The organism is Desulfovibrio gilichinskyi, from assembly GCF_900177375.1.
Taxonomy (GTDB): Bacteria; Desulfobacterota; Desulfovibrionia; order Desulfovibrionales; family Desulfovibrionaceae; genus Maridesulfovibrio; species Maridesulfovibrio gilichinskyi.
This window is the reverse complement of the sequence record NZ_FWZU01000001.1, coordinates 37,377-52,182: the sequence shown is the minus strand read 5'-3', so window position 1 is coordinate 52,182 and position 14,806 is coordinate 37,377. Positions and strand designations below refer to the sequence as shown.

Sequence of the window (14,806 nt, the reverse complement as noted above, 5' to 3'; positions counted from 1 at the left end):
TTAAATGAACAATACAAAGACTGCAAAAACCAACGCTAACAAGAAAAAAGATAGAAACAGCAACTCAGTTGTAGCGTTATTACAGCCTAAAGATGCGCTCAAAAAGGTTGTCAGCCGCTTCCGCACACTACAGAGTCCTGAAGGCTACTGGGTTTTTGCTCTTGAAGCTGATGTAACTATTCCATCAGAATATATAATGTTTCAGCGGTTCTTAAACCGTGAAATGGACCCGAAGGTTGCTGAAAGACTCGGCAACTATATTCGTTCCAAACAGATGCCTGACGGCGGCTGGCCTCTCCATGACCACGACGGCCCTGTAAATATCAGCGCATCAGTTAAAGCCTACATGGCTCTTAAAATACTGGGCGATGACAAAAATGATGAACACATGGTGCGTGCCCGTCAGATAATTCTGGCAAAAGGCGGAGCAGAATCCGCAAATGTTTTCACACGCATATGCCTTGCGACTTTCGGCCAGATTCCGTGGCACTGCCCTCCAGCAATGCCTATTGAAATAGTGCTGTTGCCGAAATGGTTTTTCTTCCATTTAGATAAGGTTTCATACTGGTCAAGATCAGTTATCTATCCGCTGCTGCTTATTTATGAAAAGAAACCTGTCTGCTCATTGCGCGTGGACGAGTCTATTCCTGAACTTTTCTGTAAACCGCAAGAAGAACTGGTTCATATAGACAGGTATAGAGACAAAGCACTTCGCAAAAATTTATTCATCCTATTGGATAGAGTGCTGAAAAGGACAATACATCTGATACCGGACTCCATTCATAAAAAAGCGGTTAACTTCGCTGAAAAGTGGACCCGTGACCATATGGCCGGACGCGGCGGAATCGGTGCGATTTTCCCTGCTATGGCAAATGCAGTCACAGCTCTCAGCCTGTCCGGTTATGACGAGTCAGACCCGGATTACGCGCGAGGCTTGCAGGCGGTTGATGACCTTATAGTAGACAGATTTCAGGTCAGTGAAAAATCTCCTTCTGAATTCACTGTCGTAACCGGAGGGCGTGAGCTTTCCGCAGCACCGGAACTGGATATTTCAGCGGAAAAAGGGACTGCTGAAAACATGGAACAGTGCATGTGCCAGCCCTGCAACTCCCCTATCTGGGATACATGCTTGGCCCTTTCCGCAATACTTGAAGCCGGAGAAGACAAAGACAGCGGCTTGGTAAAAAAAGCTGTCGACTGGCTATTCGAGCAACAGATATTTGTTCAGGGGGACTGGGCTTCCAAAGCACCGACCCTTCAAGGTGCAGGCTGGGCTTTCCAGTTTGAGAACACTTTCTACCCAGACCTTGATGACACTGCTATGGTGCTCATGGCTATGGCCCGTGCCGGCGTTCTGGAAATGGAAGAACACCGCGAGAATTTCGTCAAAGCTGTAAACTGGCTTATCGGTATGCAATGCACAGGCGGAGGCTACGCGGCCTTTGATATTGATAACGACGCCTTATATTTAAATGATATTCCATTTGCGGATCATGGAGCATTGCTTGATCCTCCTACGTCAGACCTTACAGCCCGCGTAATCGAATTACTCGGTGTTATCGGGTATAATAAAAGTTTCCGCCCGATCAAAGAAGGAATTGAATTCCTTAAAAAAGAACAGGAAGACGACGGATCATGGTTCGGTCGCTGGGGCGTAAACTATATTTACGGAACGTGGTCGGTTCTCTGCGGACTGCGTCAGGTCGGCGAAGACATGAACTCTTCATATGTCTGCAAAGCTGTTGAATGGTTTGAAAATCATCAAAATAGAGATGGTGGCTGGGGCGAATCATGCCTGAGCTATAATGATAAATACTACGCAGGAAAAGGAGAATCCACTCCGTCGCAGACGGCATGGGCTTTACTCGGGTTGATGGCGGCAAAAAGAGTAAACAGCAAAGCCGTAAGCAGAGGTATCCGTTACCTGTTAGAGAATCAGAAAAAAGACGGAAGCTGGGATGAAAAATATTTCACTGGAACCGGATTTCCAAAAGTATTCTACCTTCGCTACCACGGATACAGCCAGTATTTCCCCATGTGGGCACTGGGCGTGTACGAAAGGTTTTCAGCAGGCGAAGATTCTCAGCAAATACTGATGCGCCGCCCTTCTCCGCTGGACCTGGGTAAGAAGTGGTAGGCATATTATGAATGATACCATGAATGTAAGCTCTGTGGTCCCGGCATATGAAACAGGACCGAACGATAGAATGCACTATCATTGGCTGATGTGGAGATTGCAGGAAGCTGCAACCATGCACGCCAATCGTGAAGGATTCGGAGCTGAGCAGTTAGACGCCAAAAACTGTTTCTGGATACTGACTTCCATGTGCATAGAAATTAGCGAACTTCCTAAACGTAATGATATATTTTCTCTTACCACATGGTCACGGGGAGCTAAAAAATTAAGAGCTCTTCGTGAATTTGAAGGCTGTGATGAAAGCGGAAACATAATTGTCCGTGCAAGCTCGGAATGGATGGTGCTTGATTCTGAATCAGGAAAACCGCTGAACATAGAATCATTAGGGATAGACCTGCTGCCGAAGACAAAATCGCTATTTTCAGAAAAAATTAAAAGAATCCGTCCCGGCAAACCGGAAGATGAGATCAGAACTTTCCGTGTCCCTTACAGTTCACTGGATGCAAGCGGACACGTAAATAATACCGAATACCTGCGCTGGGGCATGGACGCGCTCAGAATGCAAGCAGCAGTGCCGGAAGATATAAGCTCGATTCGCATAGCTTTTCTATCGGAAGTGTTTGAGGGTAATACAATCAGGCTTATGAATTGCGAAAAAACTCCACAAGGTTTTGAATTACTGGGCCATAACGAATCAAATAATAAAAATTCGTTTGCTCTTCAGGTTCAATGAAAACCTTATAATGTACCGCTTACGGCTTGACTTATAAGATTTTATTAGATAAAAAAACTGCCTTCTATGTAATATAAAATAGAAATATTTATGATTAACACAGAGAATATTTCTACTTTTTCTTATACTGAACTCAATGAAAACAGTGTGTTGCAAAATGCAGAACATTTTGGGTTTAGAATTAAGATTTTGTCCCCGCCAAACGGGATCAATATAAAACGTCTTCCGTTAGAGAGAGAGTTGTTATGCTAGTAGCAGGAAATGAGCTTGAAGTAGAGCAAGGCGCCATTGTCGGCGAGGTGCTTAAAGAAGCCCTGTCGAAAAAACAATTCAAGAGTGCAGTTGCTGCCAAATGCGGCGATACATTCATTGACCTTTCATCCACCGTTCCTGCGGACTGCACAACGCTCGAACCTGTCATGGAAACATCTGATGAAGGATTAGAAATAATCCGCCATTCCACAGCTCACCTTATGGCTGAAGCTGTAAAAAAACTTTTTCCGACAGCAAAAGTGACCATCGGGCCTTCTATTGCTAACGGTTTTTACTACGACTTCGAATACGAACGTCCTTTTACACCTGAAGACTTAGAAGCAATTGAAGCAGAAATGCTCAGTCGCGTAGGTGCTAACGAAGAATTTTCACGAATGGAACTTACCAGCGCAGAAGCCAGAGAAAAATTTGACAAAATGGGCGAAGCCTACAAAGTCGAACTTATTGACGACCTCGGAGCTGAAACAGTTTCTATCTATACAAACGGCGACTTCTGTGACCTTTGCCGTGGACCTCACGTTGCCCGTACAGGCATGCTTAAAGCTTTCAAGCTTCTGTCTGTAGCAGGTGCTTACTGGCGCGGTGATGAAAAACGTGCTCAACTTCAGCGTATTTACGGGACCGCTTTTGCGGATGCCAAAGAGCTGAAAAAGCATCTTAATCGACTTGAAGAAGCCAAGAAACGTGACCACCGCAAGCTCGGAACTCAGCTGGATCTTTTTTCAATCAGCAATGAAGTCGGCGCCGGCATGATCATCTGGCATCCAAAAGGTGCTCTCGTCAGAGCAATCCTTGAAGACTTCGAACGCAAAGAACATCTGAAACGTGGTTATAACTTTGTTCAGGGACCGCTTATTCTCAAAAGAGAACTTTGGGAACGGTCAGGACATTATGATAACTATCGTGAAAATATGTATTTTACTGAGATTGATGATCAGGCATACGGCATCAAACCGATGAACTGCCTGTCTCACATGCTGGTATTTAAATCCAGAATTCGCAGCTACCGTGACCTTCCACAGCGTTATTTTGAGCTTGGAGTCGTTCACCGCCACGAAAAATCAGGTGTTCTGCACGGTCTCATGAGAGTGCGCTCCTTTACTCAGGATGATGCACATATTCTTTGCCGTCAGGATCAACTCAGAGATGAAATTATCGGCGTAGCAAAATTCGTCGGTGATATAATGAATCTTTTCGGATTCAGCTATGAAGCTGAAATCAGCACCAAGCCTGAAAAGGCTATCGGTTCCGAAGCAGATTGGGAAAAAGCAACTTTTGCACTGAAAGATGCGCTAGAAACCATGGGCATGGAGTATTCTATTAATGAAGGTGATGGAGCTTTTTACGGCCCCAAAATCGACATTATTATCAAAGATGCACTTGACCGTCGCTGGCAGTGTGCTACTATTCAGTGTGATTTTACCTTGCCAGACAGGTTCGACTTAGTATATGTGGGCGATGACGGTGAACGACACAGACCAGTAATGCTGCATCGCGTCATCCTCGGCTCCATTGAAAGGTTCATTGGAGTACTGCTCGAACACACAGGTGGAGCGCTGCCCGCCTGGTTATCTCCTGTTCAGGCAAAAATTCTTACTGTTACTGACACTCAGAACGAATACGCTGAAAAAGTCTTGCGATTTTTGCAAGAAAAGGGCATTCGTGCTGAGGTTGATATACGCAACGAAAAATTGGGCTACAAAGTACGGGAAGCTCAATTGGAGAAGGTCCCGTACATGTTGATAATCGGCGACAACGAAGTCGCAGCGGAGTCGGTCAATGTAAGGGCCCGCGACGGGGAAGACCCGGGACTCAAGCCTCTTGATGAAGCGGCTGAGCTTATTTCGACCGCCATCAACGAACCATTCAAACGCGGAGGCATGAGCTATAGCTTTTAATAAAGACGGCAGGCGTCCCTTTCGTAGGGAAGACGGAGCCAGACGAAACGAACGTATTCGAGTTCCTCAGGTTAGAGTTATCGATGATCAAGGCGAACAGTTGGGAGTAATTTCAACTACTGATGCGCTTGAACTAGCTATGAGCAGAGGACTTGATTTGGTAGAAGTTGCAGAAAAGGAAGATCCACCTGTATGCAAGATTATGGACTATGGTAAGTTCAAATATCAGCAGCAGAAGCGCAAGCAGGAAGCCAAAAAGAAGCAAACTGTCATCCAGATCAAGGAAGTAAAGTTTCGACCAAAAACCGATGAGCACGATTACCAGACAAAGCTCAAGCATATTCGTCGCTTCCTTGATGACGGCGACAGATGCAAGGTCACCATATTTTTCCGGGGACGAGAAATCGTCCACAAGGACAGAGGGTTGATTGTTTTGGAACGCGTCAAAGAAGATACTAAGGATTTGGCCAAAATGGACCAGGCCCCTAGATCTGAAGGACGTACCATGAACATGATGCTAGCTCCCATAAAAAAATAAGGTTTTGTCCGACGCTCTAAGTAGTCGGTTATATCCCGAAGGAGGATAGAAATGCCAAAAATGAAAACTAGAAGAGGCGCTGCAAAGCGTTTCACTAAAACTGGTAGCGGAAAATTCAAACGCCGTAAGCAAGGTCTTCGTCATATTCTGACAAAGAAAAGCGCAAAGCGTAAGAGCAGACTAGGTCAGAGCGCACTCGTTGATTCAGCCAATTTAGGCCAAGTCAAACGCATGCTCCCTTATTCCTAAGGCTCTTTTTTAATTAATAGTATTCCTGCCCGTGCTTAGATGCATACGGGTGGCTTCGGAGGATTTCGGATGAGAGTAAAACGTGGTATTGCCGCTAATAAGCGTCACAAAAAATATTTGAAGATGGCCAAAGGTTTTCGTGGTTCCGGTAGCTCATTGTACCGCACCGCCAGAGAACGTGTAGAACGTTCACTTTGCATGGCCTATGTAGGACGTAAAGTTCGCAAACGTGAAATGCGTAAACTTTGGATTCAGCGTATTAACGCTGCAGCCCGTCTAAATGACATGTCTTACAGCCGCTTCATTAACGGTCTTTCTAAGGCCGGTATTGAACTCAACCGTAAGATCCTGGCTGACCTGGCCGTTTGCGACACTGTCGCTTTCGCCAAGCTCGCTGAGACAGCTAGAGCTCAGGTAAGCTAAAATGTCGGACGCAAAGTCCCTGTTACAGGAACTTGAAGGCCTGGTCCCAGAGTGTGAAGCTCGTTTGGACCAGGCTTCTTCTTTATCTGAACTGGAAGAACTCAGGATTGAATATCTTGGTCGCAAGGGTCGCCTTGCCAAGATTATGTCCGGCCTCCCCTCCCTTTCCAATGAAGATAAACCTGTCGCAGGAAAAAAAGCCAACGAAGTCAAGACAGCTCTCACAGAACTGATCGAGGGAAGGCAGTCCCAGCTTGAAAGAGCTGCCATAACCGAGAGCTTATCCCGTTTCGACCCGACAATGCCAGGCCGCACTCCCCACAAAGGCTCACTCCACCCTGTTTCACTGGTGATGGATGAGATTTGTGATGTTTTTGTAGGGCTCGGCTTTGAAGTCGTAACAGGTCCGGAAGTCGAAAACGACTGGTATAACTTTGAAGCCTTGAATATGCCTCCTGATCACCCCGCAAGGGACATGCAGGATACTCTGTATATTTCAGAATCTTTTCTGCTGCGTACACATACCTCACCTTTGCAGATTCGCTCAATGCAGGAAAAAACTCCTCCAATCGCAGTAATCGCACCGGGTAAAGTATACCGCCGGGATTCAGACATTACCCATACACCGATGTTCCATCAGATCGAAGGCGTTCTGATTGATGAGAATGTCAGTATGGCAGACCTTAGAGGCACACTTACCGCATTCGTCCATCAGCTGTTTGGACCGAAAACCGAAGTTCGCTTCCGTCCAAGTTTCTTCCCGTTCACAGAACCAAGCGCGGAAGTAGATATTTCCTGCGTTATGTGCGGCGGCAAAGGACATATAGACGGACAGCCTTGCCGAGTCTGCAAACAGACCGGCTGGGTGGAAATTCTGGGTTGTGGAATGATGGACCCTAACGTCATGAAATCCGTCGACTACGACACCGAGAAATATTCCGGTTTCGCATTCGGGCTAGGTATCGAACGCGTAGCTATGCTGAAATACGGCATCGGCGATCTGCGTATGTTTTTTGAAAACGATATCCGGTTTTTAGAACAGTTTTCCTAACCCTTGATAAGGGGTTGCAGGGCAGGATATTTATTCTGCCCTGCAATATTATTTTTTAAGGCTGTTCCCCTTTCACGAACACATTCATAAAAGTTTTCTGGTCCGAACACCTTAATCAGGCAAAATCGGACCGCCGGAGGCCCCCAATGCTTTTAAGCATGCAATGGCTACGCGATTTCGTACCTTACGAAGGCGAAATTCAGGAGCTTGGCGACAGGCTGACTATGCTCGGTCTTGAGCTGGAAGAAATTTATAATCCCTTTGAAGCAATCGCTCCCATAGTTGTCGGACACGTAGTTGAATGTGGACGCCATCCGGAAGCAGAAAAGCTATCCATATGCAAAGTAGACGTTGGCGAAAGCGAACTGCTGGACATCGTTTGCGGAGCACCTAATATTGCCAAAGGACTAAACGTCCCCGTAGCAAAAGTCGGTGCAACTATGCCCGATGGCCTTAAGATTAAAAAGGCCAAGCTTCGCGGCGTAAAATCACTCGGTATGATCTGCTCAGAAAGAGAGCTGAAGCTTTCTGACGCCCATGAAGGCATCATGGTCCTGCCTGAAACATTGAAACCCGGTCAGAATTTTGTTGAGGCTATGAACCTTGAAACAACAATTCTTGATCTCGGCGTTACTCCTAACAGAGCTGACTGCCTTTCAATGTTAGGAATTGCCCGTGAAACAGCCCTAGGTTTTAACTTACCACTGACACTGCCTACACTGAATCTTATTGAATCCGGCGGCAATGCAGCAGATATGCTGAAGATTAACATTGATTCTCCTGAGATCTGCCCTCTTTACCAGGCCAGAATTCTCGAAGGAGCTGTAATCAAACCGTCCCCTGATTGGATGCGCTACCGTCTTCTTTCTGTCGGGGTCCGCCCTATCAGCAACATTGTCGATGTTACAAACTATATTCTTTTTGAACTTGGCCAGCCCTTGCACGCATTTGACCGTGATCAGCTGAAAGGTGATTCCATCAGAGTCGGATTTGCTTCCGACAACATGAAGTTCACAACTCTTGATGAACAGGAACGCACACTTAAAGATTCCGATCTGCTTATATGGGATGCACAGCGTCCAGTTGCTCTTGCCGGAGTTATGGGCGGCATGAATTCTGAAATCAGCGATGAATCCAAGAACATTGTTCTTGAAAGCGCAGTTTTCAAACCGGGCCTTATCCGCAAAACTGCTCGCAGATTGTCTCTGCCTTCTGAAGCTTCATACAGATTTGAACGCGGCGTAGATCAGCAGCTTAATACTTATGCCATGGACAGAGCCGCTCAGCTTATGAGCGAACTTTCCGGCGCAAAAGTTATTTCAGGTATTTCTAAAAACGAACCTGCTCCTTGGCAGACTCGTACTCACACATACCGTCATGCTCGCTGCAATGCACGTCTCGGCCTTGCCCTTGAACCGGAATTCAGCAAAAACGCTTTCACTCTTATGGGGCTGGAAGTTAATGACGCTGACGCAAACTCGTGGAAAGTCACTACTCCTTCATTCAGACTCGATCTCGAACGTGAAGCCGACCTTTACGAAGAAGTGGCACGCTACTTCGGAATGGATAAAATCCCTTCTGTACTTCCACGTATTTCCAAAAATTTTGAATCAGCAGTTACCGCCGATACTCCATACGGTTTCTACCGTCGCCTCAAATACTGGGGATGCGGCGTAGGATTACACGAAGCTATCAACTACAGCTTTGTAGGTGATGAAGATCTTGATCTTCTAGGACTGCCCACTGAAGGACGTGTTCACATAGCAAATCCTCTCAGCGAAGATCAGAACGTTATGCGTACTGCGCTCGCTCCTGGAATGCTGAACACAGTACGTCACAACTTGGCACAGGGTAACACTCACATCAGAATTTTTGAAATTGCTAAAAATTTTGTTGAAGACACAACCTCAGCCACAAATACCTTTGAACAGACCAGAATAGGCTTTATGCTCACCGGTCAGCGAAACGATGCCGAATGGCCTCATGAGCACGGAGATGCGGACTACCTTGATGTTAAAGGTCTTGTTGAACACCTTCTAAATGAACTGAAGCTTGAGAAACCGGAAGTATCTCTTGTCGAAGGTCATACATATCTTGAACCTTGCATCAAGATTGAGTGCGGCACTGACGAAGTTGGATTCATGGGTATGATCAAACCGGAAATTGCAAACAAATATCACGCAAGAAAAGATATTTGGATGGCCGACCTTAATGCCGACCTCCTGCGTGAAAAAGTTATGAATCATAAAATTCAGTTTGCGCAGTTGCCTGTATTTCCTCCATCAAGAAGAGATATAACTGCAATAGCACCTGTCTCCTTGCATGCTGAAACCATCAAGAAGACAATTTACGCACTGAAACTGCCACTGCTTGAATCAATCGAGCTGGTGACAGTCTTTACCCCGGAAGGACAGGAAAAAGAACGCAATATTTCTTTCCGCCTGACCTACCGTCATGCCAATAAGACTCTTAAAGATAAAGAAGTCGATAAAGAACATGCAAAAGTTCTTGCCGCGCTGGAAGCAACTCTTCCTATCCGCTTCTAAGACGACAACATAAATCTGAAATTAATGCCCGTGTGGAATTTTCCATACGGGCATTTTTAGTTAAAAAAAGCTGTAAAGAAACTTAACACCCCTTCAGTGCTATTACAATATTCTGCATGATGACAAAACCATTCAAATTTGTAATAATTAGTAATAATTATATCAATAGCGAATTTTATTTTACATACAAACGAGAGTAATTATGGCACGTAAAACTAAAGAAGAAGCAGAAAAAACCAGACAAGCTCTGCTGGCATCTGCTTTTAAAGTATTCAGCACCAAAGGATATGCTAAAACGACCCTGCAGGATATTGCCGAGGATTCCGGAGTAACCCGCGGAGCAGTATACTGGCATTTCAAAAATAAAATCGATCTGTTTGAAAAACTTCTCGATCATGCGTTTCTTCCCGTTCGGAATATTCTTTTTTCAAAATTTGAGGAAACATCCTCGCCTCAAGAGATTCTTGTAACTTTGATGAAAATATGGCTTCACCATGTAACTTCAGATCAGAACTTTCGTACAGCTTTTGAAATAATTTTCAATAAAACTGAGTGGTCCGAAGAACTGATGCCCTGTAAACTTAAATATAAAGACGAAGAATTAAGATTTATTAAAAAAGTTGAACTGATTTTTGAGAATGGAATCAAGGAAGGAGCATTCCGCAAAGATTTAAAGCCTGCGGTGGCCTCGTCTTTTTACTACTCAAGCCTTTTCGGACTGGCGCAGTATTCCCTATTTTTTAAAAACGAACTTGATATCAATAAAGAAATTGATTCGTTCATAAACATGTTTTTACACTCATGCATATGCGAAAATTAATACTATTTTTTTCTCTTTTCATCCTGTTAATCGCAACTTCCGCAAGTTGCGAAGATAAACAGTTGTTCCCTGCAAGCGAATTCAAACTAGGCTATCAGGGAATGTACATGTACTACGATGAACCTGATTTAATGCATGAAAAAGGCATTATGAACGGGGGATTCGGTTCATGGACCGGGTATTTTACTCAGTACAACATTATGACCAATGTCGAAGCTGAAGGAGTTATCGGCTCACTACGCTATGACGGGCAGTACAGTGACGGAACCAAAGTAAAATGTGATAACGACGATTACTTCATCAGCGCCAGAGCAACTATAGGGAAAGGATTCGATTTCGGAAATATCGGCCTGACACCATATACAGGAATCGGCGGCAGATACTGGTACGACAAAATTAAAACCAGCGGCGGTTACGAAAGAGAAATTAAACAGCTCTATATGCCTCTTGGACTGAATGTTGTAGCAAAAATGGATGACAATTGGTCTGTCGGAGGAACTTTAGAAGGCGATTTATTCCTAGGCGGAGAAGTTAAAAGCAAACTTTCTCAAGCCGGTTCAGGATACTCAGACGCCAAGAACACTCAAGAGTTCATGAATGGCGGAGGTGGAAGAGTTTCCATGTTCATGGAGTATGATTTCAATTCTTACTCCGTCGGTATTGAACCGTATTTACGCTATTGGCAGTTCGCTAAATCAGAAAGCGACAATGTTCTTTACGGCGGATCAATGCGAAACGTGGTTGAACCTAAAAATAAATTTTATATGTCAGGCCTGAGAGTTTACTTAAAATTTTAAGCAGACTTCGAAATATTTACTTCAATCACTGTTTAAAACATACTCATAAACTCAAAAGTCCCTTGCAAATAAAAACTTTGCAAGGGACTTTCTGCATACAAAAACTATAAGTTATCTCTAAAGCTGAAATTCACCTTTAGCATAGATAATTACTTCGCGTCCGTCTTTAAGCTTGGCGTATACTGTTTTATCAAGAGTATTTACTAAATCCCAATGCAACGCAGATGTATTGTAACCCAGTTTTTCTTTAAGCTCGGCGTTAAGCTTAGTCTGATCACCTGCATAAGTGTCCGCATATGACGCGCCGACGGCAACATGGCTGTTCCCGAACTCTCCGCCATAGTTTTCGTCATAAAGAGTGTTAGCCATAAACTTGTCAATTCTGGAGAAGCGACGATCAGTCAGTGAAAATTCTCCAAGGCGTGATGCGCCGGGGTCCATTGCAAGCTGTTTTTTAACGAACTCTTCACCCTGTTTGGCTGAAATATCGGTTACAATACCATTTTCAAAAGTAAGCTTAACCCCTTCAACATAATTACCTGATCTAAATGATGGCTGATCGGCGTAAAAAACTCCGGTTGTTCCGCGCCAGTCCGGAGAAATAAACAGTTCAAAGCTCGGGATATTATGCCCGGAAACACCTATCCACTGTCTCATTTCACCATGCAGAACTGTCAGATCCATTCCATCGGAAACAATGTGATAGGATTCAATATCAAGGCCGTTAAGCCAATCTTTAACTTCAGTAGCCTTATTAAAAACATCATTCCAACGGGCCGCAGGATCTTCATCATCAAGATAGCAAGCCTTCACTATCTGCGCTGAAAATTCTTCGATCGAAAGCCCGGCAGATTCGGCCATTGCTTTAGTAGGATAAGAACAAAGCGTCCAGCCAAGCTCGCCTTCCTGCTCACGCACTTCCATAATATCGCGAATAAACTTTCTTGCCACGGCAGACTTACCGATGCGCGAAGGGTCTACGTCCGCAAGGTGAGTAAGCGAAGAAGGAGCGAGAAGCGCAATAAGCCCGTTAAGTTTTTTATTTAATTCTTCATCACCCGGAGTGATGAAAGTAATCTGGTCATCATTTCCGGACCCGTAAAAACTTTTCTCCATGGAAGGAGTAAGACTCAGCCGGGGAACAGGATTCATCCCTTCGTCTATAAGCTTTTTAAAAACAAGTTCAGCTAAAGGCAGAGCCTCAGCCTCATAGCGGATCATAATAACGTCACCCTTTTCATAGGGTTTGGTTCTGGCGGTAGTTAGCCCCCACCACAAAGCTTCCACATATTTTTCAAGTTGCTTTTCAGTCAGCATAATATCTCCTGATTATTTTACTAAATATTTTATGTCGGCAGCAAATCAAATCCCTGTGTTTAATCACACTTAAGGGCACTTCTTCAATGGTAATTACATTAAATAAAAAAGCAATAACATTTAAATTTTTATCAAGCGAAACAGAATTAAATTGAATCAATAACAATGTTTCTTCCGTTTTTCCTCACTGGCTCCTTGACACAGGAGTTGCTTGTGGATATCCAAATTTCACAAGCCCTGTCTCGGGGTGTAAGTTGAATGTTTACATTCAGCTCGACCATAATGTAAAAGCATGCACAGCCTTTCAGGCTTTTTTGTGCAGGCTATCAGTGGCTAAAAATCAATCTTTTGGAGGGTAACACCATGGGTTATACTATCACTGTTGATACAGACAAATGTAATGGCGACGGCGAATGCGTTGATGTATGTCCTACCGAAGTTTACGAACTTCAGGACGGCAAAGCTGTAGCAGTAAACGAAGAAGAATGTCTCGGTTGCGAATCCTGCATCGAAGTTTGCGAACAGGGCGCTCTCACTGTTGAAGAACAGTAGACATTTATCTGTTTAGAGAAGTCTTTAAGGCGGGAGTCTAGGTTTACCCAGATTCCCGCCTGCTTTTTAGATAGTCCTGCATTTACGGCGCGCCCAGTTTATATCCTCTCGACGGGGCTTAAATTTCTTTTTTGCTCCTTCTAATTTCACCGCACACGGATTATCGATACATTTTTTCAGCCAAAAGATTGACTGCATGAATTAAAGACTTAGTTAATACGAGTTTACACGAAATTAACTTCGTAACTCTTTGATTAATATATTCTACGGAGGTTTAGCTTTGGACTTCACCAATATTTTCGAAAAATATGAAGCTCTTGTTGCAGAAGTGGACAAGGCTTTTAAAACAGTATCCGAACAGACAGATGACGGCATCAAATGTGGAAAAGGCTGCAGTGACTGCTGCCATGCTCTTTTTGATCTTACTCTGGTAGAAGCTATTTACCTGAACCGCAAATTTAATGAAACCTTCCGTGGAATGCCGCGCTCAATAATTATGCAGCGCGCAGATGTTTCTGACAGAGAGATCAATAAAATAAAAAGAAGAGCTTTCAAAGCCAGTCAGGCAGGAACATCTGCTCAGGAAATTATTAGAGAAATTTCACTTGCCCGCGTCAGGTGCCCTCTTCTCGGCGATGACAATCTCTGCGGACTTTATGAATTCAGACCTCTCACCTGCCGCATTTACGGAGTACCGATGAATATCGGCGGTGAAGCACATTCATGTACAAAATCCGGGTTCTCATCCGGCAAGTCCTACCCTACAATCAATATGGATACTCTTCAGACTAAACTCATTAAATTGAGTAATGAACTGACAGAAAGTATCAATTCCAAGCTCATAGAACTTCCGGAAATGATAATACCTGTATCGACGGCTCTTATCACCGACTATACTCCTGAATATTTGGGAGAAAATACAGGCAAAGCCAAAGAAGAAATTGAAGTCCCTGTTGCAGCCCCATCCGAAGCATGTTCCACATGTTCTGAAGATAAAAGTGCCTGTGCCAACTGTAATTATACAGTTTCGCTGGGCGGCACACCAGACTCTGAATAATTCATTTACGATTACGAGGAGGCTAGACAGTGAGCAACATGACGCTTGAAGAAGTAGAAGTACAAAAAAAAATGATGTACGACAAACTTTCGCCGCGCAGACGCAGATTTGTCGACAAGATCGGATATAATGAATGGGACCCTTTTCAACTCCCGCTTGACCCGATAGACTTACGCAAAGACATCACCGGCAGAACTTCTCAGCAACTTTGCGAAGAGTTCCTGCAGAATGTTATGGCCAGCAGAAACTCCGAATACGCGCAGGCGGCTTCTGAATTCGGCGTAACTCTGGTTATGAACTTCGAACGAGTCAGACCTATTTTTGACTTTTGTGTTTGGTACAACGAACTTCTTGAAAAAGAAGGAAAAAAGGCCTGATTTCCCCAATTTCAAACCTTTTTCTCAACTAAGAGGAT

At 44.3% G+C, this 14,806-nt stretch carries 14 protein-coding genes; 13 read left to right on the top strand and 1 reads right to left on the bottom strand.

The window, feature by feature from the left end; genetic code table 11:
• Window positions 1–4: 4 nt before the first annotated feature.
• The 10 genes from shc to B9N78_RS00190 all read left to right on the top strand — a co-directional run bounded on the left by shc (window position 5) and on the right by B9N78_RS00190 (window position 11,465).
• Window positions 5–2,137, top strand: coding sequence for a squalene--hopene cyclase (shc, locus tag B9N78_RS00235; RefSeq protein ID WP_085096626.1), 2,133 nt, complete (start codon window positions 5–7; stop codon window positions 2,135–2,137).
• A 7-nt stretch (window positions 2,138–2,144) separates the two neighbouring features.
• The gene (locus B9N78_RS00230) at window positions 2,145–2,870 is read left to right on the top strand and encodes an acyl-[acyl-carrier-protein] thioesterase (RefSeq protein WP_085096624.1); all 726 of its coding nucleotides are present in this window, start codon (window positions 2,145–2,147) and stop codon (window positions 2,868–2,870) included.
• 245 nt (window positions 2,871–3,115) lie between these two features.
• The gene (thrS, locus tag B9N78_RS00225; RefSeq protein ID WP_085096621.1) at window positions 3,116–5,041 is read left to right on the top strand and encodes a threonine--tRNA ligase; all 1,926 of its coding nucleotides are present in this window, start codon (window positions 3,116–3,118) and stop codon (window positions 5,039–5,041) included.
• The gene (gene infC, locus B9N78_RS00220; protein ID WP_085096618.1) at window positions 5,031–5,579 is read left to right on the top strand and encodes a translation initiation factor IF-3; all 549 of its coding nucleotides are present in this window, start codon (window positions 5,031–5,033) and stop codon (window positions 5,577–5,579) included. The genes thrS and infC overlap by 11 nt, the downstream gene beginning before the upstream one ends.
• 51 nt (window positions 5,580–5,630) lie before the next feature.
• A complete protein-coding gene (rpmI, locus tag B9N78_RS00215) occupies window positions 5,631–5,828 on the top strand; it encodes a 50S ribosomal protein L35 (RefSeq protein WP_085096615.1) in 198 nt (65 codons plus the stop codon).
• A gap of 69 nt (window positions 5,829–5,897) precedes the next feature.
• Complete coding sequence (gene rplT / locus B9N78_RS00210; RefSeq protein WP_085096612.1) at window positions 5,898–6,251, top strand: 50S ribosomal protein L20; 354 nt, start codon at window positions 5,898–5,900, stop codon at window positions 6,249–6,251.
• A gap of 1 nt (window position 6,252) precedes the next feature.
• Window positions 6,253–7,302: a phenylalanine--tRNA ligase subunit alpha gene (gene pheS, locus B9N78_RS00205; RefSeq protein ID WP_085096609.1), complete on the top strand. Its 1,050-nt coding sequence runs from the start codon at window positions 6,253–6,255 to the stop codon at window positions 7,300–7,302.
• 146 nt (window positions 7,303–7,448) lie between these two features.
• Window positions 7,449–9,848 (top strand): phenylalanine--tRNA ligase subunit beta, encoded by a 2,400-nt coding sequence (pheT, locus tag B9N78_RS00200; protein ID WP_085096606.1) that lies wholly within the window; start codon window positions 7,449–7,451, stop codon window positions 9,846–9,848.
• 202 nt (window positions 9,849–10,050) lie between these two features.
• Window positions 10,051–10,668, top strand: coding sequence for a TetR family transcriptional regulator (locus B9N78_RS00195; protein ID WP_085096605.1), 618 nt, complete (start codon window positions 10,051–10,053; stop codon window positions 10,666–10,668).
• A 62-nt stretch (window positions 10,669–10,730) separates the two neighbouring features.
• The gene (locus B9N78_RS00190; RefSeq protein ID WP_170921337.1) at window positions 10,731–11,465 is read left to right on the top strand and encodes a hypothetical protein; all 735 of its coding nucleotides are present in this window, start codon (window positions 10,731–10,733) and stop codon (window positions 11,463–11,465) included.
• Window positions 11,466–11,582: 117 nt separating this feature from the next.
• Here B9N78_RS00190 and B9N78_RS00185 read toward each other — a convergent pair whose 3' ends face one another.
• Window positions 11,583–12,782 (bottom strand): aminopeptidase, encoded by a 1,200-nt coding sequence (locus B9N78_RS00185; RefSeq protein WP_085096600.1) that lies wholly within the window; start codon window positions 12,780–12,782, stop codon window positions 11,583–11,585.
• A 363-nt stretch (window positions 12,783–13,145) separates the two neighbouring features.
• Between B9N78_RS00185 and B9N78_RS00180 the strand changes: the two genes are divergently transcribed.
• The 3 genes from B9N78_RS00180 to B9N78_RS00170 all read left to right on the top strand — a co-directional run bounded on the left by B9N78_RS00180 (window position 13,146) and on the right by B9N78_RS00170 (window position 14,768).
• On the top strand, window positions 13,146–13,334 hold the full coding sequence (locus B9N78_RS00180; RefSeq protein ID WP_085096597.1) for a ferredoxin: 189 nt from the start codon (window positions 13,146–13,148) through the stop codon (window positions 13,332–13,334).
• A gap of 280 nt (window positions 13,335–13,614) precedes the next feature.
• The gene (locus tag B9N78_RS00175) at window positions 13,615–14,391 is read left to right on the top strand and encodes a YkgJ family cysteine cluster protein (RefSeq protein WP_085096595.1); all 777 of its coding nucleotides are present in this window, start codon (window positions 13,615–13,617) and stop codon (window positions 14,389–14,391) included.
• A gap of 38 nt (window positions 14,392–14,429) precedes the next feature.
• Complete coding sequence (locus B9N78_RS00170) at window positions 14,430–14,768, top strand: hypothetical protein (RefSeq protein ID WP_085099184.1); 339 nt, start codon at window positions 14,430–14,432, stop codon at window positions 14,766–14,768.
• Window positions 14,769–14,806: the final 38 nt, after the last annotated feature.

What these genes read in the sequence shown, in the direction of transcription:
- B9N78_RS00170 (WP_085099184.1), top strand. Translation starts at nt 14,430, where the DNA reads ATGACGCTTGAAGAAGTAGAAGTACAAAAAAAAATGATGTACGACAAA.
- pheS (WP_085096609.1), top strand. Translation starts at nt 6,253, where the DNA reads ATGTCGGACGCAAAGTCCCTGTTACAGGAACTTGAAGGCCTGGTCCCA.
- thrS (WP_085096621.1), top strand. Translation starts at nt 3,116, where the DNA reads ATGCTAGTAGCAGGAAATGAGCTTGAAGTAGAGCAAGGCGCCATTGTC.
- B9N78_RS00180 (WP_085096597.1), top strand. Translation starts at nt 13,146, where the DNA reads ATGGGTTATACTATCACTGTTGATACAGACAAATGTAATGGCGACGGC.
- rpmI (WP_085096615.1), top strand. Translation starts at nt 5,631, where the DNA reads ATGCCAAAAATGAAAACTAGAAGAGGCGCTGCAAAGCGTTTCACTAAA.
- rplT (WP_085096612.1), top strand. Translation starts at nt 5,898, where the DNA reads ATGAGAGTAAAACGTGGTATTGCCGCTAATAAGCGTCACAAAAAATAT.
- B9N78_RS00185 (WP_085096600.1), bottom strand. Translation starts at nt 12,782, where the DNA reads ATGCTGACTGAAAAGCAACTTGAAAAATATGTGGAAGCTTTGTGGTGG.
- pheT (WP_085096606.1), top strand. Translation starts at nt 7,449, where the DNA reads ATGCTTTTAAGCATGCAATGGCTACGCGATTTCGTACCTTACGAAGGC.
- B9N78_RS00230 (WP_085096624.1), top strand. Translation starts at nt 2,145, where the DNA reads ATGAATGATACCATGAATGTAAGCTCTGTGGTCCCGGCATATGAAACA.
- B9N78_RS00195 (WP_085096605.1), top strand. Translation starts at nt 10,051, where the DNA reads ATGGCACGTAAAACTAAAGAAGAAGCAGAAAAAACCAGACAAGCTCTG.
- shc (WP_085096626.1), top strand. Translation starts at nt 5, where the DNA reads ATGAACAATACAAAGACTGCAAAAACCAACGCTAACAAGAAAAAAGAT.